General features: G+C 61.4%; 22 protein-coding genes. 7 read left to right on the top strand and 15 right to left on the bottom strand.

The window, feature by feature from the left end:
* Positions 1–441 precede the first annotated feature (441 nt).
* From AWB64_RS28060 to AWB64_RS28045, 4 genes are all read left to right on the top strand, one after another.
* Complete coding sequence (locus tag AWB64_RS28060; protein WP_060858680.1) at positions 442–1,350, top strand: LysR family transcriptional regulator; 909 nt, start codon at positions 442–444, stop codon at positions 1,348–1,350.
* A gap of 235 nt (positions 1,351–1,585) precedes the next feature.
* Complete coding sequence (locus tag AWB64_RS28055) at positions 1,586–2,215, top strand: VC0807 family protein (RefSeq protein ID WP_060858679.1); 630 nt, start codon at positions 1,586–1,588, stop codon at positions 2,213–2,215.
* 223 nt (positions 2,216–2,438) lie between these two features.
* Entirely contained in the window at positions 2,439–3,332 is an 894-nt protein-coding gene (locus AWB64_RS28050) for a PilZ domain-containing protein (RefSeq protein ID WP_060858678.1), read from the top strand.
* Positions 3,333–3,557: 225 nt separating this feature from the next.
* Positions 3,558–4,073: an SLATT domain-containing protein gene (locus AWB64_RS28045; protein WP_060858677.1), complete on the top strand. Its 516-nt coding sequence runs from the start codon at positions 3,558–3,560 to the stop codon at positions 4,071–4,073.
* 4 nt (positions 4,074–4,077) lie between these two features.
* Here the strand turns inward: AWB64_RS28045 and AWB64_RS28040 are convergent, their stop codons facing one another.
* The 12 genes from AWB64_RS28040 to phnG form a co-directional block, all read right to left on the bottom strand.
* Entirely contained in the window at positions 4,078–5,022 is a 945-nt protein-coding gene (locus tag AWB64_RS28040; RefSeq protein ID WP_060858676.1) for a histone deacetylase family protein, read from the bottom strand.
* A 124-nt stretch (positions 5,023–5,146) separates the two neighbouring features.
* Complete coding sequence (locus tag AWB64_RS28035) at positions 5,147–5,374, bottom strand: hypothetical protein (protein WP_060858675.1); 228 nt, start codon at positions 5,372–5,374, stop codon at positions 5,147–5,149.
* A gap of 26 nt (positions 5,375–5,400) precedes the next feature.
* Positions 5,401–5,607 (bottom strand): hypothetical protein, encoded by a 207-nt coding sequence (locus AWB64_RS28030; RefSeq protein ID WP_157766721.1) that lies wholly within the window; start codon positions 5,605–5,607, stop codon positions 5,401–5,403.
* 99 nt (positions 5,608–5,706) lie between these two features.
* On the bottom strand, positions 5,707–7,092 hold the full coding sequence (locus AWB64_RS28025; protein WP_060858673.1) for a sigma-54 dependent transcriptional regulator: 1,386 nt from the start codon (positions 7,090–7,092) through the stop codon (positions 5,707–5,709).
* A gap of 261 nt (positions 7,093–7,353) precedes the next feature.
* Positions 7,354–8,355, bottom strand: a complete 1,002-nt coding sequence (locus tag AWB64_RS28020) for an aldo/keto reductase (protein WP_060858672.1) — start codon at positions 8,353–8,355, stop codon at positions 7,354–7,356.
* Between the two features lie 157 nt (positions 8,356–8,512).
* Positions 8,513–9,646 carry an alpha-D-ribose 1-methylphosphonate 5-triphosphate diphosphatase gene (locus AWB64_RS28015; RefSeq protein WP_060858671.1) on the bottom strand — a complete coding sequence of 378 codons (1,134 nt, stop codon included), beginning with the start codon at positions 9,644–9,646 and terminating at the stop codon, positions 8,513–8,515.
* Complete coding sequence (phnL, locus tag AWB64_RS28010; protein ID WP_060858670.1) at positions 9,640–10,431, bottom strand: phosphonate C-P lyase system protein PhnL; 792 nt, start codon at positions 10,429–10,431, stop codon at positions 9,640–9,642. Before phnL ends, AWB64_RS28015 begins: the two co-directional genes overlap by 7 nt.
* Before the next feature lie 9 nt (positions 10,432–10,440).
* Entirely contained in the window at positions 10,441–11,229 is a 789-nt protein-coding gene (gene phnK / locus AWB64_RS28005) for a phosphonate C-P lyase system protein PhnK (RefSeq protein ID WP_060858669.1), read from the bottom strand.
* The gene (locus tag AWB64_RS28000) at positions 11,226–12,101 is read right to left on the bottom strand and encodes an alpha-D-ribose 1-methylphosphonate 5-phosphate C-P-lyase PhnJ (protein ID WP_060858668.1); all 876 of its coding nucleotides are present in this window, start codon (positions 12,099–12,101) and stop codon (positions 11,226–11,228) included. Before AWB64_RS28000 ends, phnK begins: the two co-directional genes overlap by 4 nt.
* The gene (locus tag AWB64_RS27995) at positions 12,098–13,198 is read right to left on the bottom strand and encodes a carbon-phosphorus lyase complex subunit (protein ID WP_060858667.1); all 1,101 of its coding nucleotides are present in this window, start codon (positions 13,196–13,198) and stop codon (positions 12,098–12,100) included. The genes AWB64_RS28000 and AWB64_RS27995 overlap by 4 nt, the downstream gene beginning before the upstream one ends.
* Positions 13,198–13,854 (bottom strand): phosphonate C-P lyase system protein PhnH, encoded by a 657-nt coding sequence (gene phnH / locus AWB64_RS27990; protein ID WP_060858666.1) that lies wholly within the window; start codon positions 13,852–13,854, stop codon positions 13,198–13,200. The genes AWB64_RS27995 and phnH overlap by 1 nt, the downstream gene beginning before the upstream one ends.
* Positions 13,854–14,345 carry a phosphonate C-P lyase system protein PhnG gene (gene phnG, locus AWB64_RS27985; RefSeq protein WP_060858665.1) on the bottom strand — a complete coding sequence of 164 codons (492 nt, stop codon included), beginning with the start codon at positions 14,343–14,345 and terminating at the stop codon, positions 13,854–13,856. Before phnG ends, phnH begins: the two co-directional genes overlap by 1 nt.
* A gap of 183 nt (positions 14,346–14,528) precedes the next feature.
* Here phnG and phnF point away from each other — a divergent pair, with 183 nt between their 5' ends.
* Genes phnF through phnN form a run of 3 tightly spaced genes read left to right on the top strand, consistent with a single transcriptional unit; the run spans position 14,529 to position 16,560 of the window.
* Entirely contained in the window at positions 14,529–15,287 is a 759-nt protein-coding gene (gene phnF / locus AWB64_RS27980; RefSeq protein ID WP_060858664.1) for a phosphonate metabolism transcriptional regulator PhnF, read from the top strand.
* Positions 15,284–16,003, top strand: a complete 720-nt coding sequence (locus tag AWB64_RS27975; protein ID WP_060858663.1) for a DUF1045 domain-containing protein — start codon at positions 15,284–15,286, stop codon at positions 16,001–16,003. Before phnF ends, AWB64_RS27975 begins: the two co-directional genes overlap by 4 nt.
* On the top strand, positions 16,000–16,560 hold the full coding sequence (gene phnN / locus AWB64_RS27970; RefSeq protein WP_060858662.1) for a phosphonate metabolism protein/1,5-bisphosphokinase (PRPP-forming) PhnN: 561 nt from the start codon (positions 16,000–16,002) through the stop codon (positions 16,558–16,560). Before AWB64_RS27975 ends, phnN begins: the two co-directional genes overlap by 4 nt.
* Positions 16,561–16,640: 80 nt before the next feature.
* Here phnN and phnE read toward each other — a convergent pair whose 3' ends face one another.
* The 3 genes from phnE to phnC form a co-directional block, all read right to left on the bottom strand.
* Complete coding sequence (gene phnE / locus AWB64_RS27965; RefSeq protein WP_099050613.1) at positions 16,641–17,375, bottom strand: phosphonate ABC transporter, permease protein PhnE; 735 nt, start codon at positions 17,373–17,375, stop codon at positions 16,641–16,643.
* A 95-nt stretch (positions 17,376–17,470) separates the two neighbouring features.
* Positions 17,471–18,454, bottom strand: a complete 984-nt coding sequence (phnD, locus tag AWB64_RS27960) for a phosphonate ABC transporter substrate-binding protein (protein ID WP_060858661.1) — start codon at positions 18,452–18,454, stop codon at positions 17,471–17,473.
* A 41-nt stretch (positions 18,455–18,495) separates the two neighbouring features.
* Positions 18,496–19,386 carry a phosphonate ABC transporter ATP-binding protein gene (gene phnC / locus AWB64_RS27955; RefSeq protein ID WP_060858660.1) on the bottom strand — a complete coding sequence of 297 codons (891 nt, stop codon included), beginning with the start codon at positions 19,384–19,386 and terminating at the stop codon, positions 18,496–18,498.
* Positions 19,387–19,769: the final 383 nt, after the last annotated feature.

Raw genomic sequence — 19,769 nt, 5'->3', positions numbered from 1 at the left:
TGAGGTCTTTATTGAAAACTGCGCCAAGCACGGCATTGTCATTGACCCCGCTGTTGCACTTGGAGTGTGAAAGCGCCCCATGATCAGCGCAAGCGCTTCATATCCGTCGAAGATCCACCCAAGAAATGCGCCATTTAGCGTAAGCCAGTGTTTTTTGGTCAAGCGCGCGTACCACTTGTATGACGGCACGGACGGAGAATGGGATTCGTTTACTATGTCGTTCATGACGCTATCTCGATATTATTATCTGGAGCTCCGCCCAGGCGTTCGTTCGCCGTTCCGAAGGCTGCGCGCCTCACGCCACGTGGGACGTCGGCGGAGTACAAGGTGTTTTGGCGAGGCTAGATCATAGTATTGAGAGCTCGCGTCAACCATTGTTTTCTCGCGAAACTAGCCATCGTCATTGGCGATGGGTGGCGCCACTCCATCTTCAAGCCCCTCATGCGCATCGATATAGAGTCCCTTCGGGTTTTTATGGCTGTCGTGGAAGAAGGAAGCATTGCCACGGCCTCGCGGGCGCTCCATCTGGTCGCCTCCGCCGCGAGCAAGCGGATCTCGGACCTCGAAAAAGATGCCGGTTCGGCGCTTTTCTACCGCCATAGCCGGGGTGTGCTGCCCACGCCCGCAGGCGATGCGCTTTACGGTCACGCCAGGCAGATTTTTGAGCAATTCAGGCAAATCGATACGCTGTTGAGTGAATATTCCGGCGGTATTCGCGGGCACGTACGGCTGTCGGTCACGTACACGGCCATGGTGCATTACCTGCCAGACGACTTGCGCCGCTTCACGAGCGAACATCCGGAGCTCAAGATCGAGCTGGTCGAAAAGCCCAGCGACGTCGTGGTGCGAATGGTCGAAAACGGAGTAGTCGATTTCGGTATATGCGCCATGCCGGACCCTTCGCTGAGGCTCACCTGTTTGCCATACAGGGTGGATCGGCTGTTCCTTGTGGTGCCGGTTGGTCATCCTTACGCATCGCGCGAATCGATTGGTTTCGAGGAAACGCTCGATCACGACTACGTGGGGATGCAAGAAGGCGCGTCGATCCATACGCTTTGCACCCGCGCGGCCGAAGCAGCCAACAGGCGGCTTAAGCTGCGTATCCAGGTGACGAATTTCGAGGCGGTGCGCAACATGGTCGCCGCCGGACTGGGAATCGGCGTCTTGCCGGAAGTGGGCATACCGGCACACGAAAGGTCACGCCTCGTGAGCGTTCCCCTGGCTGAACCGTGGTCCGACCGGCACTTGAATATAGTGTGCCGCGAACTTGAAAACATGCCCGCGCCTGCCCGCATGATGGTCGAGCAACTGACGCAATCGAACACGCCGAAACAACTTCTGCAAAGCTGATCGACCCCACGCCAATCCTGCATGCGCACGCGTGGGCCGTAATCATGACACTCGCAGTTCACAATAGCGCGGCACATGCTTTCCGTTGCAAAGTCCCATTGCTGGCAGCTTGCCGCAGGTCAGTCCGCCTTGAAACGATCTGTCTGTGTTGCCTGGTGGCTTTTTGATGAGGAAACCATACGAATGTATGGTCAAGCCTGGAATCGGCTTCCTGAATCCGCACTGGAACCGCCCTATGATCCCCTCTTGTCGCTACCTGCTTGCGTTCGTCGTGAACGTGGCCCTGCCCGCCGCGGCATACAGGGTCGCGCTCCACTACACAGGTCTCAGCGGGGCCCTGTTGATTTCGATGCTGCCGCTGCTCGCTTGGATGTGCGCCGACTTCGCATATCTTCGGCACTTCGATGCACTCAGCGCACTCGCGCTTGCAGGGCTTGCACTGTCCGTGCTCGCTGTGATCTTCGATCCCACGCAGTGGCTTCGTGTCGCCCGTGCGCCCGTGGTCAGCGGCGCGATAGGCATGCTGTTTCTTGGCTCGCTTGCGTTACGCCGGCCGCTTGTCTTTTATCTTGCGCGTTCAACCCTCGCGAGAGAACGCCAAGGCCGGGAAGTCGAATTTGAGCAAATGTGGCGCACGCGCCCAGCGCTCATACGTTCCATACGTCTCATGACCGCCGTGTGGGGCGCAGGGCTTGTAACGGAGAACGCCGCCCGGCTCTGGGTGATCTATCGACTTGCTATCGACGATCCCAGGTTCCTTTCCTCCTGGATCGGCGTTGCCGCATACACCGGCTTATCCGCCTGGACCGTCCTGTACAGACGCTACTGCATAAAACGACAGGCCGCGCCTTCAGGCGCAACGTGAGCTTGTCGGGCGTGCTTGTTTGGTGTGCCTTGTTTTCCGAATGACGGGCGCGACCGTCGGCGTGCTTACATTCGCTATCCGCGCTTTGATCTGACAAATGAGTGTTGCCGCACCGAACGACTCACAGGCGCCGCTTAAATTGTCGCTACACCGGGTCCGCGCCTCCCGACGGCAGATTGTTTAGTCGGGCGGAGGCGATCTTGAGGCACGATCTTGAGGCGATATGGCACTTGTAAAAATTGCGGCGCATGAGCTTGCTCTCGACAAACCCACGGGCTTTCGAGTCTATTCGGCGGCCGGCAAACTGTTACTCAGCGAAGGTCATCTTCTGCGTTCGGAGACGCAACTCGAGCGGCTTCTCACGAATGGAGCCTTTCGCGAAGACAACCCCCGAGGGGCAAATCCGGACAAGTCATGCACCGGCCATGCGGCATTGCTATCGACGGCAAGCGATACCACACCCCGGGCGAATGCTGCGTCCGCAGTCGTGACCTGCTTCCCGGTCATGCCCACCAGCGTGGAAGTGTTCCATCTCAGTCCCTCTGGCAGCGCGGACGTGTCGTTTCGCGCGGACTATGTTGGTGCAGTAAAGGACCGCGCTCTTCTTGTAATCGCCCCGGATTCCGCCGCAATGCTGCAACCGGGAGCGGAACTGGAAGCAAAAGTCATTTGCGGGCGAGAGGTTTATTCCTTCCACACCCGGGTGGCCGGACGCGACACATTGTTTCCCGGCGTAATCAGCCTCGATTATCCGGCCGAGGTCAGGAAGCGCACGATCCGGCAACACCTGCGGCTACAGACGCACATGTCAGCGCGCCTGATCCGCAACGACGTTGTCGCGACTGGATTCGATGCCGAAGTCCTGAACATCGGCGCAAACGGCATCGGCTTCTTTCTTCCCGATACCACGCTTGAACGCGGCGAGCATTTCAAGCTCGCGCTACGCCTGAAGGTGGATCGGCGCAATCATGCACTCATGCTGAACTGCATTGCGCGCAACGTTGCGCCGCTGAAGGGTGGCATGAAGGTCGGCGCAGAGTTCGGAGCGCTTACTGACGACGTGCGGAGCGTGGTGCAGCGCCATATATTCGAACTCGCAACTGGCGCATCCCAGTAACGCTGAACGAAGGCTGCCCGCCAATCTTGCAGCCGTCAAATCCTGGTGGTTTCCCACGTCGACGGATGAGACACGTCATGCAAGGTGAGCAGCCGTTTCGAGAGTCCTTGGGAGTGGCGAATGAGCAGGAAGTCTCATTGAAGAGAACGTGTCTTTCGCGACCGTCTGACGTCATCGCGGATAATGCCGTGTCCTGCTCGCAAACCACCAAGGAAGCCGAACACCATGACAACACTGGGCGATTACGAACCGGCCATCGACACCGACTCTCTCTTGTTGAAGTGGATCAGGCGCGCCCGCGAGTCGCAGATGAGCCACTACGACATGGCCAACCTTCTGGGAAAACGCAGCCGCGGGCTCGGTGTGTCGGTCATCGCGATCACGTCGCTGATCGGAACTACCGCCTTCCTCTCGATGATCGCCACGGGCGTCTCGCCCTGGGTAAGAATCGTGATCGGATTGGTCAGCGTGCTTGCGTCGGTAATGGCGTCGCTCCAGACCTTCCTGCGGTACGCGGAACGGGCCGAGCAGCATCGTGCGGCAGGCGCGCGTTATGGCGCCATCAGGCGAAGGCTCGAGGCAATCTACGCGCGAGCACCGGACACACGTGTGGCTCACGACTTCATCGAGATCAGGGAAGAGCTCGACCGCTTGGCGCAAGAGGTCCCGAACGTGCCCACGGCCGTGTTCATGAAGACCCAGCGTGACTTGTCGGAAGACAATCGCGGAAGCTCGAGGTGAACGGTCAGCCGGCCGCACTGTTCATCAATGCGCGCACGTGCACGGTCGTGCCCGCGGCCAGCGCTTCGAGGCTATAACCGCCTTCCAGGATCGAGACGATGCGGCCTTCGCACGCGGTATCGGCAATGCGCACGAGTTCAGTGGTGATCCACTGAAAATCGCTGTCCTCGAGATTCAGGCCCGCAAGCGGATCGAGCCGATGCGCGTCGAAGCCCGCCGAAATAATGATGAGCTGAGGATCGAAATCGCGTATTGCGGGCAGCATCCCGGATTTGATGCGCGCCCGGAAAAGCCCGGAATCGCAGCCGCGCGGCAGCGGGACATTGACAATGTTGTGATCCACGCCTGTTTCCGACGCCGCGCCCGTACCGGGGTACAAGGGCGACTGGTGGCTCGACGCATAGAACAGTTCAGGGCGGTTGAAAAATGCGGCCTGTGTGCCGTTGCCATGATGAACGTCGAAATCGACGACCGCAACGCGTTGGAGTTGATACGTGTCCAGCGCGTACGCTGCGGCGATGGCGGCCTGGTTGAAAATGCAGAAACCCATCGCCCTCGATGGTTCGGCGTGGTGGCCGCACGGACGTGTCGCGCAGAACGCATTGCGGGCATGCCCGTTCATCACGGCATCGACACCGGCGCACGCCGCGCCGACGCAGCGCATGACGGCTTCCCACGATCCCGGCGACATGATTGTGTCGCCGCCATCCAGCGGTACGTAGCCGTGGCTCGGCGCCATCTCCGCGATTTCATCGACAAATGCCGGATCGTGGATCAGTTGCACGTGTTCCACCGTGCCGAGTGGCGCATCAAGCCACTCAAGCGCTGCAAACTCGGGCGAGCGCAGTGCATGCAATACGGTTTTCAATCGTTCCGGAGACTCCGGATGATGCGGGCCGGGACGATGTTCAAGACAGGCGGGATGGGAAATGATGATCGTGTTGTTCATTGCAAGTCGTACGCCTCACGGATCGCTGCAATTAAACAGGCAAGCTTAAGGCCACGCCGGCCGTCACGATAATCAGAGATTGTTTAGAGGATCATAGGTCATGGCTTATGCATGCGCCCGCGCGTCATTCCTTCGCGTTGGCCTGCATCGTTTCCGCGGGTTTTATTCCGGGCACCGATGTGTCGCTTAAAGCGCTTGCAGCAAGCGGAGTCGACGCAACGGCGCTTGACGCCCCGGCGGTATCGGCCAGTTTTGGCCCACCGCCCCGGTAACTGGCGACCCAGACGAGCGCGGCGACCGTCAGGCCAATCAGTATGGGCACGATCACCACACCGCCGGATTTTCGTCTCATCGATTTCTCCGCAAAAGCGGCCGGGCCTATTCGCCGAAATAGTTGATCACGAGCCGCCGGGCACCCCACTGCGGCTCCGAAACCCTGATTTCATCGATACGTCTTGCACGGACATCGCTCAACAGCCGGTCCATTCCTTCCACGGAGTCACAACGATAACCCTCCGTGGAGACGTCGACAACGCGACCCGAGCCTTTGACGAGATCAGCCCGTATCCGGACGAGTTGAGACATGACCGATTGCAAGCCAGTCACGAATATATACGGTTCATCCATGTGGCGAAACGCGTTCTGGTTCGGGTCTGGCCCCGCCTGCGCGTCTGGAACGGTACCTCACGCAGCGGGCCGCGAGTCCGAACTCGGCATCGCGCTGACATCCGCGCGCAATCCGTGCGCCGTGAGCAGGCGATACAGCGTGACGCGCGAAATGCCCAGTTCCTGCGCGGCGTCGCCAAGACGGCCCCGATGGCGCAGCAACGCAAGTTCAATCGCCTGGCGCTCCGCAGACTCACGCGCTTGTGCAAGCGACACCGGCGCGACTTCCACATATTCGGCGAGTTCCAGATCGCCTGCGCTGATCTGCTGCCCTTCCGACATCACAATGGCGCGACGGATGCGGTTGATCAGCTCGCGCACGTTGCCCGGCCAGCCATAGTTGTGAATAGCAGCGATAGCATCGGGCGCGAAACCACGCAGCCTTCTGCCCGCTTCCTTCCTGAAACGATCCAGCATGTGTTTCGCCAGCAATTCGATGTCCTTGCCGCGCGCCCGCAGCGGCGGTTCATCGAGTTGCAGCACGCACAAACGGTGATACAGGTCGGCACGAAACCGCCCTTCCATCATGGCCGTCTGCATGTCCACGTGCGTGGCCGAGATAATGCGCACGTCCACAGGCGTGGAGCCGTGTCCGCCCAGCCGCTCGACCTTGCGCTCCTGCAGGAAACGCAGCAGGCTCGCCTGGCTTTCGAGCGGCAAGTCGCCGATTTCATCGAGGAACAGCGTGCCGCCATTGGCCGCTTCCACGCGGCCGATCTTCCGCTGGTTCGCACCGGTAAAGGCACCGCGCTCGTAACCGAACAGTTCCGATTGCAGGAGATGCGCGGGAATCGCGCCGCAATTGATCGCTACAAACGGCTGGTCGCGCCGTCCGGAACGCTCGTGAATGGCGAGCGCAGTCAGTTCCTTGCCCGTTCCGGACTCGCCCGAGATGAAGACCGGAGCGTCGGTCATGGCGACCTTGCGGATGGCGCGGAACAGGCTGAGCATGGCGTCGCAGGAGCCGACCATCTCGCCTTCCGGATGCCCGTCGCGCGCGTCCTTGCGGGCATCGTTTGATACGCTCACTTGCAACGCGGCCATGCCGTATGCGTGTCCGACCGCGTCGACCACGCGCTCGTCCGACGCCGGCAGCGTGATGTAGTCGAAGCAATAGTCGCGAATCAGGCCGCGCACGGTTGCATCTTCCAGGTTTTCGCGATGACCCACAGCCACCCAGCCCGTCAGCGCATTCGCCAGCACCTCATGTAGATATCGAAGGTCGGCAGGAAACTCGAGCGAGGAAAAGTCCAGAATGCCAGCCGATGGCTGCCTGGGCGCGACTTTCGGCACGGTGCCGGGTTCGAGCACCGCGACTTTCCACGAACGCTCCTGCAGACGCGCCTGCAAAGGCGCACTCAGCGTTCGGCCGACGTAATAAAGTGCTCGTTTTTCCCCGTGCATGGTTTTCTCTCATTGCTTTATTTGTATGAAGCAGTATGCACTTCGAGAGACGGTCCGAACATCCGTGGCAAACGTTAAACAGGTTTTGATTCTTTAGATCAATTTATGGAAGCTGATAAAGGAAGTTGCCGCACGTATTGCCGCTGTTGTCGGCATTGCACGGAAGAAGAGGAAAAAAGTGCGTAAACCAGAGCACGATTTGGCCCCGGAAAAGCAGCAGACGCAAGCTTTTCCGAAGCCATTGAGCGTAATGCGTGACACTTACCGCGCCACAGGCACCGGCGCATTTGCCGCGATTAATCCGTCCTGTTTGAGCAATGCCCACAGATCGGCTGGAACCGGCGCTGCGGCCAGCGCAATGTTTTCGCTGATGCGCCCGGGACGGCTCGCGCCCGGAATGATTCCCGCAACCGCCGGATGCGCGAGCGAAAATTGCAGCGCCACCGCCTTGATATCGACATTGAAGCGCTCGCAAATCCGCTTGATATGCTGCACGCGTTCAATCATCGCGGCCGGCGCCTTTTGATATTCGAAGTGATCGCCGCCCGCAAGCAAGCCTGAGTTATACGGACCGCCAACCACAATACCCAGACCGCGCGCCTCGCATGCCGGCATCAGCTTCGACAACGCCGCTTCATGGTCCAGCAGGGTGTAACGGCCAGCGATCAGGAAACCGTCGGGGTCGGCCTGTTCCATCGCGAGTTCGCAGGGTTCCACGCGATTCACACCCAGGCCCCAGGCCTTGATGACGCCCTCCTCGCGCAGGCGTGTGAGCGCCCTGGCCGCGCCTTTCATGGCGGTATTGAATACAGATAACCAGTGCTCGCCGTGAAAGTCCTGCGCGGGATCGTGAATCCACACATAGTCAAGGCGATCGGTGTTGAGACGCCGCAAGCTGTCGTCGATGGAACGCAGCGTACCGTCCTCGCTGTAGTCATAGACGATCTTGTTCGGCAGCCCATGCTCGAACAAACCGCCCTTCTCGCCGAGATCGCGCGCGTTGGGCGCCTCGATTTCATCGAGGATCAGGCGGCCGACCTTGGTGCCGAGCACATATTCGTCGCGCGGATGAGCCTTCAGCGCCTCGCCCAGGCGAATCTCGGCGAGACCTGCGCCGTAGAGCGGCGCGCCGTCGAAGTAGCGAATGCCCGACTGCCATGCAGCCTCGACCGTATCCAGCGCTTCCTGCTCTGGAATCTCGCGGAACATGTTGCCAAGCGGCGCTGTGCCAAAGCCAATACGGTTTGGAATGGTGATGCGCATGATGCGGCTCCTTGTAGTCGATGCATGGATGCATCGGTTCGAAGGTCGCCAGTTTCCCCGCTCCGCTCTCTTTCAAAAACCCCGCGAAAGGCAGAAGACTCTTGAGCATGAGTCAAGAATTGCCTTGCGCAGATGGTTCGCGGATTCGTCCTGCTGACTATGCGACGCGATTTCCAGCCAGGAAGGTCGCGCGCGGTATCGGCAAACGATCGGCCATCGCCACCCGTACGAAGTCCGCCCTGAGGCCAACCGCTATGGCGCCGCGATCCGTCAGGCCTGCCGCATTGGCCGGCGCGGCCGACACCGTGCGCATGGCTTGCGGGAGGGTCCAGCCGGCTTTGTCGACGAGATCGAAGACCGCGGTGAGCAAGCTCGACGGCACGTAGTCCGACGACAGGATGTCGAGCAAGCCCGCCTTCGCCATGTCCAGCGCGGAGACATTGCCCGAGTGCGATCCGCCGCGCACGATGTTCGGCGCGCCCATGATGGTGGAAATTCCGCGCTCGCGCGCTGCTTGCGCGGCCACGAGCGTAGTCGGGAATTCAGCGAGCACGATGCCGTCTTCCGCCGCCTCGAGTACGTGTTCTATCGACGTGTCGTCGTGGCTCGCGAGCGGCAGGCCACGCGACTTGCAGCGCGCAACAATTTCCGTCCGATGCAGCCGCGAATAACGCTGCTGGTCGCTCGTGAGTTCGGCGAGCATGGTGCTCGCGTGCTCGTCGGTCCACTTGCCGTGGCGCTCCTGATACTTGCGCCATTGCACGGGGTCATGCCACTGGCGCTGTCCGGGCGTATGGTCCATCACCGAAACGAGCCGCAGCAGAGGATGCGAAACGAGGTTGTCGAACACTTCGAGCACATCGGCGGCCGCGATTTCGCAGCGCAGATGCAGGAAGTGATCGACGCGCAACAGGCCCTGCGCCGCCAGCCGTTCAATAGAGCGCGCGTTGTTGGTCTGCAGCTCCTTGCCGCGCACGCCCACGCCGCCTCGCGAGCCAATGCCGAGCGCATCGAAGACGGTCGTGATGCCTGCGCTCGCCACCTGTGCGTCGTGCACGACAATGGCGGCGTCGGAATTCCACAGCACGCCAGGACGCGGCGCGATATGTTTTTCGATGTTGTCCGTATGCAGTTCAACCAGCCCCGGCAAAAGATAGTCGCCTTCCCAGTCTTGCGCGCCGCTGGCCGACGTCGTGCCCGGCGCGACTTCGGCAATGCGTCCATCGGCGATGCGCACAACGCCTGTGAACTCTTCGTCGCGAGTGACGATTCGCGCGTTCTTGATCAGCATGTCTGCAAGGTTTCCGTAGTCGTTGCCGCCTGTGCGGCGGGCGCGTTGAGTTGGATCAGACGAGTCGCGACGCGTTCACGCGTGTCCTCGTCGTGGAAAATGCCTACGATCGCCGCGCCGCGCTCGCGCGCTTGAACGATGAGATCGGCGACCACTTGCCGGTTCTCGGCGTCGAGCGACGCGGTGGGTTCGTCGAGCAGCAAAAGCGGCTGCTCCGCAATCAGGCCACGGGCAATGTTGATGCGTTGCTGTTCGCCGCCCGAGAACGTGGCCGGCGCGAGCGTCCATAAACGGCGCGCCACGTTCAGGCGTTCGAGCAGGACGCCGGCCCGCTCGCGCGCTTCGTCTTCATCCATGCCGCGAGATACGAGCGGCTCGCTGACGAGATCTATCGACGACACTCGCGGGATCGCGCGCAGGAACTGGCTGACGTAGCCCATGGTCGTGCGGCGCAGGCGGATCACGTCGTGCGGCTCGGCGCCGGTGAGCGACAGATAGCCGGCGGCGCGGCTGTCGTCGCGAATGGAGACCGTGCCGCGCGTCAGCAGATAGTTGCCGTACATGCAGCGCAGCAAGGTGCTCTTGCCGACACCCGAAGGTCCCGACAACACCACGCATTCGCCGCGTTCCACATCGAGCGACACGCCGCCCAGCGCTGCAATGCTCACGCCGCCCTGCTGATGCAGCGTGAACGTTTTTTCGACGCCGCGCGCACGCAGCATCAGCGCGCGGCGTTCGGCGAAGGCGACGTCGTCGGCAAGTTCCTTGAAGCTATTGGCGTTCATTCTAGGCTCTCAGGCTGGCAGCACGGACGCAACCAGCGTCTGCGTATAAGGATGTTGAGGGTCGTCGAGCACCTGATCGGTCAGCCCGCTTTCCACCACGCGCCCGTCCTTCATCACGATCAGGCGGTGCGCGAGCAGGCGCGCCACGCCAATATCGTGCGTCACGATCAGCGCGGCAAGATGAAGCTTGCCCGTCAGCGTTCGAAGCAGGTCGAGCAGGCGCGCCTGCACCGATACATCCAGTCCGGCGGTCGGTTCATCCATGAAAACGAGGCGCGGTCTGGTGACCAAATTGCGCGCGATTTGCAGCCGCTGCTGCATGCCGCCTGAAAATGCGGCAGGCAGTTCATCGATACGCGCGGCATCCAGTTCAACCTGGCTCATCCAGTCCGAAGCCGTCTCGCGAAGCTTGCCGTAATGACGCGCGCCATTCGCCATCAATGGCTCGCCTATGTTCGCTCCCGCCGAGACACCATGACGCAAGCCATCGCGCGCATTCTGATGCACGAAACCCCAGTCGGTGCGCGCCAGCTTGCGGCGACGGGGCATGGGCAGCGTGACCAGATCCAGAAGCTCGTGCTCCGCCGTGCGATACGTCAACGTGCCTTCGTTCGCGGGCGTGCGCAACGCAAGCGCGTTCAGCAAGGTCGATTTTCCCGAACCCGATTCACCGACGATGCATAACACTTCGCCCGGATAGATATCGATGTCCACGCCGGCGCAGCCGCCGCGCCCGTTGTACCGCCTGGTGAGTCCGCGCGCGCTGAGCAAAGGCACTGCAGGAATCGAAATACTCATGCATCCTCCTGTTCGTTTTCAGCGCGGCGTTCCTGACAATAGTCGCTGTCCGAGCAGACGAACATGCGGCGGCCTTCGTCGTCGACGATCATTTCGTCCAGGAAACTTTCGCGCGATCCACACAGCGCGCACGCGTGTTCCCAGTGCTGGATGCTGAACGGATGATCCTCGAAATCAAGGCTCTTGACCTTCGTATAGGGCGGAATGGCGTAGATGCGCCGTTCGCGGCCCGCACCGAAAAGCTGCAGCGCAGGGTTCATGTGCATCTTCGGGTTGTCGAATTTCGGAATTGGCGAAGGCGACGTCAGATAGCGGTCGTTCACCAGCACCGGGTAATCGTAGGTTGTCGCAATGCTGCCGTGCTGCACGATATCCTCGTAGTACTTCACGTTGATCAGGCCATAATCGGCCAGCGCGTGAAGCTTGCGGCACTCGGTCACGCGCGGTTCGAGCCTGTAGAGCGGCTCGGGCATGGGCACCTGATACACGATGATCTGCCGGTCCGTCAGCGGCGTTTCGGGAATGCGGTGACGCGTCTGGATGATCGATGCGTCCACCGTCCGCGTGGTCGTTGCAATGCCGGCCGTGCGCGCGAAAAAACGCCGGATGTTGACCGCGTTGGTCGTTTCGTCGGAACCCTGGTCGATCACCTTCAGCGTGTCGCTACGCCCGATGATCGCAGAGGTCACCTGCAATCCGCCTGTTCCCCAGCCGTAGGGCAAGGGCATTTCGCGCGACGCGAACGGAACCTGATGCCCCGGGATGGCGACGGCCTTGAGCAAGGCACGACGGATCATGCGCTTGGTCTGTTCGTCCAGGTAAGCGAAGTTGTAGCCTTCCGCAATGGCACTTTCCTGCACACGCGCGTTCATGCTGCGTTCTCCTGCTGTTCTTTTTCGAGGCCCGCGCGCAGCCGGCGCAGTAGTTCGAGCTCGGACTGGAAGTCCACGTAGTGAGGCAATTTCAGATGTTGCACGAAGCCCGATGCCTCCACATTGTCGCTGTGATACAGCACGAACTCGGCGTCCTGCGTGGGCGAAGCAACTGTCTCGCCCAACTCCGGCGCACGCAGTGAACGGTCGACCAGCGCCATCGCCATCGCCTTGCGCTCGGAGTGTCCGAACGCGAGCCCATAACCTTGCGTGAACGCGGGCGGCACGTCGCCGCTGCCGGCGAACTGGTTGATCATCTGGCACTCGGTGACTTCCATGTCGCCAATCTCGATCGAAAATCCCAGTTCCTCGATATCCATTTCCACGGCGACCGTGCCGTTGCGGATCTCGCCCGCGAATGGATGCGTGTGCGCATAACCGCGCTGTGTCGCGTAGCCCATTGCAAGCAGGAAACCTTCGTCGGCGCGCGCAAGATTCTGCAGGCGAACCGGACGATCGACGGGAAACGCCAGCGGTTCGCGCGTGATATCGCCGGGTTCGGAAGCGTCCGCGTGCGCCCTCTCCTGTTCGATCAGACCTTCCTTGTCGAGCATGGCGAGCACGCGCGGCATGGCGTCCTGCACGGGCGCGGCTGCAGCAATTTTCTTGCCGGAACCCGATGCGGCGCCTTCCGCCAGCAGCTTGAAGTCGAGCAGGCGCTGCGTGTAGTCGTAGGTGCCGCCGAGCATCTGGCCGCCGGGAATGTCCTTGAATGCCGCCGAGATCCGCCGCTCAACGCACATCTCTTCCGTATCGATGGGAAGCGTGTAGCCGAATCGCGGCAACGTGGTCCGGTAGGCCCGCAGCAGGAAAATCGCTTCGACCAGATCGCCCGCCGCCTGCTTGATCGCGAGCGCGGCGAGTTCTTCGTCGTAGACCGAGCCTTCCGTCATCACGCGCGCAACGGCAAGCCTGAGCTGCTCGCGAATCTGGCCGACGCTGAGTTCGGCGAGGGTTTCATCGCCGCGGCGCTTTTCTGCAAGCAGGTCCCAGGAACGCTCGATCGCGCGTTCGCCACCTTTGACTGCGACGTACATCAGGCCACCTCCACGCGCGTTGTCCGGGGCAAGCCGATCACCGAACCACCGTGCACGAAGTAACAATCGACGCCACACGGGAAGTCGCCCGCAAGCTCCGCGCGCTCGCGCCAGAACGAGGCCGGCACGCCGGCCACGCAGACTCTTTCCGACTCGCGAATGCCGGGACCGCTCCAGGTCGTGGGCGCGCCGCTTGTCAGCGAGTCCACGCAGATGAACAACATGGCGGCGGTCTCCGGCGTCTCTGGCTCACCCAGCGAAAATGCGTCGAGCGAGGGCATTGAATGCGCGTTGTCGAGATAAGCGAACACGGCTTCGGAGCAATCGCTCGTCACGGGCGCGCCGGTATGAAAGCGCAGCGCGTCGCTCAATGAGCGATGTTCGTGCTGCAGCAGCACGGGCGTGGAGTAATCGGCGAGCGCAAGCAATGCCGCGTAGGCGGCGAGCGGTACGTGCGCCTCCTGCCCGTTCGCCAGATCCGGCACCACGGTGTCCATCGATACGATCTTGCCCGGGCGGGACAATGCATCCAGCAGCGAGCGAAATACGCCCTGGGAGTCATGGATGGTGTCGGTGAAACCGGGGGTGAGCGTGGACAGGTCGATGCCGCCCGCACTCGTGTCCCGCGCGCCCGCCAATGAGTTATTGCGTTGCATCAGTCACCTCTCACCATCGTGAAGAATTCAACTTTCGTGGCCGCTGCACGCGCCCGATTGTGCAGGCGGTTTTCGTCGATGCGCGCCGCCAGCGGCGCGATCACCTGTTGCTGCATGCGCGCTTCGAACGCCGGAATTTGCAGCAACGCGTCCGCAAGCGCGGCCAGTGTGGCGCGCTCCTTGTCGCGTCCCATGTGAACCGCCATGCCGACAACCGCGCGTCCAACGCCCGAGCGAATCCGCAGCGTTGCACGCGTCACGGTCACCTCGCCGAGATTGAACGCGTCGCCCGTGCCGCCGACGCGCCCGCGCACCATCGCAAGGCCGATATCCGGCGCGCGCAGCCAGTCGAATTCGGGCGCGCTGTCCGCCCCGAGCGCGGCGTCCATTGCTTGCTTCATGCTGGCGTGCGGCGAGCGCGCCAGGACCGCCAGCCATTCGCGCCGGGTGGCCGGTTGCGCCAGGTCGGACGGCCGCGCAGATATGTTCATCGTCAACCTCGTGATTTGATGCTGCCGTAAAACCCATACCCTACTAGAATAGTCATCTGGTCGTCTAGACGTTTACAGGTACAGACACAAATTGATGCCGTTCGCCGCGCTTTCACATTTCCATCATCGGCGGCGCACTACAATGCCAATGACGATATTCAAACCGACAGGAATGACACCACCATGACATCCAACGAAACGGGGACACCGGGGCTTGCAGTCGAGCGCGGCGCGGGCGTTGCCGTGTGGCGCCAGATCGAACAGATCCTTTCGGCGGAGATTACGGCGAAGAGCTTCGGCGAAGAGGGCCGCCTTCCGAGCGAGGCAGAACTCGCGCGACGTTTCGACGTCAACCGCCACACCGTGCGCCGCGCCATGCTGCGTCTGGCGGCAACGGGCCTCGTGAGCGTCGAGCAGGGACGCGGGACGTTCGTGCAGCCCGGCGCAATCGACTATCAGATTGGACGGCGCACGCGTTTCACCGAAAATCTGCGCCGCAACAACCAGTCGTCGGCGGGTGTGGTGTTGTCGAGCGACAAGGTCAAGGCTGATCCGGTCGCGGCGAAGGCGCTCGGCATTCGCGCCGGCACGCTCGTGTACGAAATCGAGACGCGTCACGACTCCGAGGACGTACCGCTGACCTATGCACGAAGCTGGTATCCGGCCATGCGGTTCGCCGATCTTCCGGCGGTGCTGGCGGGCAAGCAAGGCGTGAGCGCGGCGCTCGCCGAATATGGCGTGACCGATTACACGCGCAAATGGAGCCGTATCGGCTGCGTCTTGCCGAGTTCCGAGGTCGCGCGCCGCTTGCAGATCAATCGGCAACAACCGGTCATGTGGGTCGAAAGCGTCGACGTGGATGAAGCCGGCGTTCCCATCAAATATGGCATCACGCACTTTGCCGCGGACCGTGTGCAATTGCTGGTCGAGGACGGCGTATGAGCACGTCGACGCCCGATGCACGTATTGCGCTCTACTACGCACCGCCGTCCACGTCCCCTTGGTGGCACGCGGGTTGTGAATGGCTTGGCCGCGACGCTGAAACCGGCGAGGTCATGGAAACGCCGCTGGTTCCCACGCTGGCGCAGCCGGTTGCGTCGCTGACGGCTGCGCCCAGCCAATATGGATGGCATGGCACGCTCGTGCCGCCGTTTCATATCGCCGAGGGTCACGAGGCCGAGGATGTGCTTTCGGCTGCACTGGAATGGGCGAAGCGGGTTTCTCCCTTCAGTGTCCCGCTTCAAGCCGTCGAAATGGGACGCTTCGTTGCGCTTCGCGCGGCGCAACCCGCGCACGATGAAGCTATCCGCGACATCGCGGCAAGCGCTCTGCACGCCCTCGCTTCGCTGCGTGCGCGTCCGCCGGCCGAGGATATCGAGCGGCGGCTCGCATCCGGTCTCACTCCAAGGCAACGCGCGCTGTTGCACGAATGGGGCTACCCCTACGTGCTCGATGAATTCCGTTTCCACATGACATTGTCCAACTCCATCGATTCCGCACCGCTGCGCGCCGAGATCAGGTCGGTTTGGCAAGCACGCGGCGAAACGCTCGGGCCGCTGCCTTTTCATGGCGCGGCGCTGTTCGTCCAGGAACATCGGAAAGCGCCCTTCTCTCTCTGGAAGCGCCTGCCGTTCGCTCATGCGGGAGTCCTCGCATGAGCGCCGCTCAAGGCAGATTGATCTACGTGATGGGACCGTCGGGCGCAGGCAAGGACTCGCTGCTCGGCTTCGTGCGGGAGCGCATTGGTTCACAGGTGATGTTCGCGCATCGCTACATCACGCGGCCCGTTTCGGAAGGCGAGAACCATGTCGCGCTGACGCACGATGAATTCGCCGCCCGTCTGGCAAACGGCGTGTTCTCGATGCACTGGGAAAGCCTCGGGCTTCACTATGGCATTGGCGTGGAGATCGATGCGTGGCTCGCGCGCGGCCAACGGGTCGTCGTGAACGGTTCGCGTCAGCACGCGCCTGCCGCGCTCGAACGGTACCCGCACACGCAGTTCGTCCATATCCATGCGAGCCCGGCTGTGCTTGCCGCGCGTCTCGAGCGTCGCGGCCGCGAGGACTCCAGGCAAATGGAAGCGCGTCTCGCGCGCCGTCCGGCGCTTGCATTGCCGGAAGCGGCGCGGGTGACGACCATCGACAATTCGGGCTTGCTGGCCGATGCCGGACAACAACTGCTGGCCGCGATCGATCAATCGCTCAAGCCGGCTTGATATTCGCTTGATACCCGCGTGAAACAAAACCGGCCGGTACACGCTGCGTACCGGCCGGGTTTTTAAAACGTCTTTGACCGTCAGATCACGCGCTCACGAAGCCACGCCGAGCCCAGGTCGATCAGGCTCACGATCACGATCACCATCAGCAACACCGCTGCGGTCTGCGCATAATTGAACGAGCGAATCGCCTCGTACAGCACCACACCAATGCCTCCCGCGCCCACCATGCCGACCACCATGGCCGAGCGCACATTCGATTCGAACCGGTACAACGCGAACGATATCCATAGCGGCATGACCTGCGGCAACACGCCGTAAAGCACTTCATCGAGACTGCTTGCGCCAGTGGCGCGCACGCCTTCGGCAGGACGTGCGTCGATAGCCTCGACGGCTTCCGCGAACAGCTTGGCGAGCACGCCGGTGGTATGCACCCAAAGCGCGAGCACGCCGGCGAACGGCCCAAGCCCGACCGCCACGATGAACAGCATCGCAAAGACCATCTCGTTGATTGCGCGACAGGCGTCCATCACGCGCCGCACGGGCTGGGCAATCCACATCGGCGCAATGTTGTAGGCCGAAAGCAGCCCGCAAGGCACCGCGAAAACCAGCGAGAGCGCCGTGCCCCACACCGCCACGGCAAGCGTCACGATCATCTCGTGAACATACGTGCGCCAGTCGTGAAAGTCCGGCGGGAAAAAATCCCGGCCAAACTGCACCATGTTGCCCGGATCGGCGAAAAGATCGAGCGGACGCATGTCGGCGCTATGCCACGACAGACCGAGAACGGCTATGAACGCGACCCAGCCGAACATCGAGAGCCAACTGCGCTTGGGTACATGCAGTTCGGGCTTGATGATTCGTGGGCGGGCCTCGGCGCCGTCGAAGGAATAAGCGTCGACGGGATGCTTCACTTCGCCGCCACCGTGTCCAGTTGCGCCAATTTCTGGTCGAGTGCGGCGATCTGCGCTTTCTTGTCTTCATCGGACATATGCGCGTCGTTCCGGATTTGCTCTTTCTTCTGGAACAAGGCCATCTGACGGATGGGAATCAGTTGCGCGTCGGTGGAATCCGCAAAGCCCGACAAGCCCGTGATGGCTTCCATGATCGCCTTCTCGTGCGGATCGGTCTGGGCGTAGTGATCGAAGAAGTTACGCAGCTTGTCCTTCGTCGCTTGCGGCAGGTCACGGCGCCATACGAGCGGGTCCGAAGGAATCAGCGGCGACTTCCACAATATGCGCACGCGCTGCAGCAGTTCGGGATGCTGTTGCCTCAAGGTCTCCACCATGTCGGTGTTGTTGGTCGCGACGTCCACGCGGTTGTTCACCACGGCCAGCATGTTCGCTTCATGGCTCGATGGCAATACGCTCTTGAAGTCGCTGCGCACCGAGATGCCGTTCTTCGCGAACAGGTAATACGAGGGCACGAGCGTGCCCGACGTGGAGTTCGGATCGCCGAAACCGAGATTGATGTCATGCGTGTTCTTAAGCACCTGGTCGACGGTCTTCCACTTGCTGTTCACGTTCGTGATCAGCAGCGAGTAGTACCCGGCTTCCCCGCTCTTGTACTTCACCTTCGCGAACACTTCGCCGTTGCCGCGATCCACCGCTTCAATGGCCGACGCATTGCCGAAGTAGCCAATCTGCACCTTATTAAAACGCATGCCTTCGATAATCCCGGCATAGTCGGTGGCGAAGAACGGTTTGACTTCCAGGCCGGTCTGCTTGTTGAGGTCGTCTATCAGCGGCTGCCAGCGCTGCTTGAGCGCCGCGGAATTGTCGGTCGAGATAATCCCGAAGTTGATGGTTTCGGCAAGCGCCGATTGCGAGGCGAAACATGCGGCAAGCGAGGCGGCGCATATCGCGCCGGCCAAGAAAAGACGGGTTGATTTCATTGAATGGGTCCAGGTTTGGAAAGAAGCAGGAAGTCGTGCAATCAGGAACTTGCCGCCGACGCGAATGCCGCAGAGCGGGCCGACGCGCCTTCGGGCCGCGCTGCCGCGCGCTCCATGGCGCGTTCCATATGACGCGATGCATCGGTAGCGGTGTTGGTATCGTTCAGCAGTTCTTCGGCCGCCGCGCCATACAGATCGCGCAGCAGCGCCGGCGTGAGATGCGCGGAAGGGCCGTCATACACCACGCAGCCATTGCGCAGCGCGACCGTCCTTGCGCAATACTTCATCGCGATATCGATCTGATGGAGCGACACCACGACCGTCAGTCCATGGTCTTCGTTCAGCGACTGCAGCAACTCCATCACGCGGCGCGAAGACTCGGGATCGAGCGACGCGATGGGTTCGTCGGCGAGGACAATACGCGCTCGCTGAACCAGCGCACGCGCCAGTGCCGCGCGCTGTTGCTGCCCGCCTGACAAGGTGCTGGCGCGTTCATTGACATGGTCGCCGATGCCCATGGCGGAGAGCGAAGCCATGGCCAGTTCCTGCTCGGCGCGGGGAAACCGGCCGACCAGCCGCCGCCACAGCGGCACGCGTGACAGCGCGCCGAGGAGCACATTGGTGCGGACCGTGAGACGCCCAACAAGATTGAATTGCTGGAACACGAAGGCGACATCGCGGCGAATCCTGCGGACTTCGCGCGCCACCTTGCCGTTCTCTTGAATAGGCCGTCCAAGCAGCGTCACATGCGAAGGCGCCGGGTCGGACGCGGTAAATCCCGCAATGTGCCGCAGCAGTGTTGACTTGCCCGAACCGGACGCACCGATCAGCGCGACCATTTCACCTTCAGCGACTCGCAGGTCGATGGAGTCGAGCGCCTTGCGGCCGTTGTCGAACGTCTTGCACAGGCGTTCGATGCGAATTGCATCCATGATGTCCTCACTATGACGCCTGAGATTTGCAGCGTCGTACGGATTCTAGGAATGCAACATGACGACGCGGTGACGCTAGCAAGTCGTCTAGATGAATACACAAGTTCAGGCGCTGAAACACCGCATGGAGACCGTCCAGGACACGTCAGCTTTTCAATATCCATTTAAAAATCTAGAATGGCTCGTCCCTTGCATTTCATCTTGCGGGAGCGCGGCGTGCTCCTGAAGCCCTGACAACGCTGCGCTAGTTCAACATTTGTCTTGAGCGTGCTGGCGCGGCGTAAGACAATCCATTTCGTCTGATGAAATTATGGACATGTGATTTTCAGCTTCGGAAGTTCAAACAAATAAATCGGCCCCGGACACTGCAACCACAGCCGACA

This window comes from Caballeronia sordidicola (assembly GCF_001544455.2).
GTDB classification, from domain to species: Bacteria; Pseudomonadota; Gammaproteobacteria; order Burkholderiales; family Burkholderiaceae; genus Caballeronia; species Caballeronia sordidicola.
The sequence above is the reverse complement of the archived record's forward strand: the minus strand, read 5'-3'. Positions and strand labels throughout refer to the sequence as shown.

Coding starts and splice junctions, on each gene's coding strand:
- phnH (WP_060858666.1), bottom strand. CDS start 13,854: ATGCAACGCAATAACTCATTGGCGGGCGCGCGGGACACGAGTGCGGGC.
- phnK (WP_060858669.1), bottom strand. CDS start 11,229: ATGAGTATTTCGATTCCTGCAGTGCCTTTGCTCAGCGCGCGCGGACTC.
- AWB64_RS27995 (WP_060858667.1), bottom strand. CDS start 13,198: ATGTACGTCGCAGTCAAAGGTGGCGAACGCGCGATCGAGCGTTCCTGG.
- phnN (WP_060858662.1), top strand. CDS start 16,000: ATGAGCGCCGCTCAAGGCAGATTGATCTACGTGATGGGACCGTCGGGC.
- phnL (WP_060858670.1), bottom strand. CDS start 10,431: ATGAACGCCAATAGCTTCAAGGAACTTGCCGACGACGTCGCCTTCGCC.
- AWB64_RS27975 (WP_060858663.1), top strand. CDS start 15,284: ATGAGCACGTCGACGCCCGATGCACGTATTGCGCTCTACTACGCACCG.
- phnD (WP_060858661.1), bottom strand. CDS start 18,454: ATGAAATCAACCCGTCTTTTCTTGGCCGGCGCGATATGCGCCGCCTCG.
- phnG (WP_060858665.1), bottom strand. CDS start 14,345: ATGAACATATCTGCGCGGCCGTCCGACCTGGCGCAACCGGCCACCCGG.
- phnF (WP_060858664.1), top strand. CDS start 14,529: ATGACATCCAACGAAACGGGGACACCGGGGCTTGCAGTCGAGCGCGGC.
- AWB64_RS28030 (WP_157766721.1), bottom strand. CDS start 5,607: ATGTCTCAACTCGTCCGGATACGGGCTGATCTCGTCAAAGGCTCGGGT.
- AWB64_RS28060 (WP_060858680.1), top strand. CDS start 442: ATGCGCATCGATATAGAGTCCCTTCGGGTTTTTATGGCTGTCGTGGAA.
- phnE (WP_099050613.1), bottom strand. CDS start 17,375: ATGTTCGGCTGGGTCGCGTTCATAGCCGTTCTCGGTCTGTCGTGGCAT.
- AWB64_RS28020 (WP_060858672.1), bottom strand. CDS start 8,355: ATGCGCATCACCATTCCAAACCGTATTGGCTTTGGCACAGCGCCGCTT.
- AWB64_RS28040 (WP_060858676.1), bottom strand. CDS start 5,022: ATGAACAACACGATCATCATTTCCCATCCCGCCTGTCTTGAACATCGT.
- AWB64_RS28050 (WP_060858678.1), top strand. CDS start 2,439: ATGGCACTTGTAAAAATTGCGGCGCATGAGCTTGCTCTCGACAAACCC.
- AWB64_RS28000 (WP_060858668.1), bottom strand. CDS start 12,101: ATGAACGCGCGTGTGCAGGAAAGTGCCATTGCGGAAGGCTACAACTTC.
- AWB64_RS28055 (WP_060858679.1), top strand. CDS start 1,586: ATGATCCCCTCTTGTCGCTACCTGCTTGCGTTCGTCGTGAACGTGGCC.
- AWB64_RS28045 (WP_060858677.1), top strand. CDS start 3,558: ATGACAACACTGGGCGATTACGAACCGGCCATCGACACCGACTCTCTC.
- AWB64_RS28025 (WP_060858673.1), bottom strand. CDS start 7,092: ATGCACGGGGAAAAACGAGCACTTTATTACGTCGGCCGAACGCTGAGT.
- AWB64_RS28015 (WP_060858671.1), bottom strand. CDS start 9,646: ATGCTGATCAAGAACGCGCGAATCGTCACTCGCGACGAAGAGTTCACA.
- AWB64_RS28035 (WP_060858675.1), bottom strand. CDS start 5,374: ATGAGACGAAAATCCGGCGGTGTGGTGATCGTGCCCATACTGATTGGC.
- phnC (WP_060858660.1), bottom strand. CDS start 19,386: ATGGATGCAATTCGCATCGAACGCCTGTGCAAGACGTTCGACAACGGC.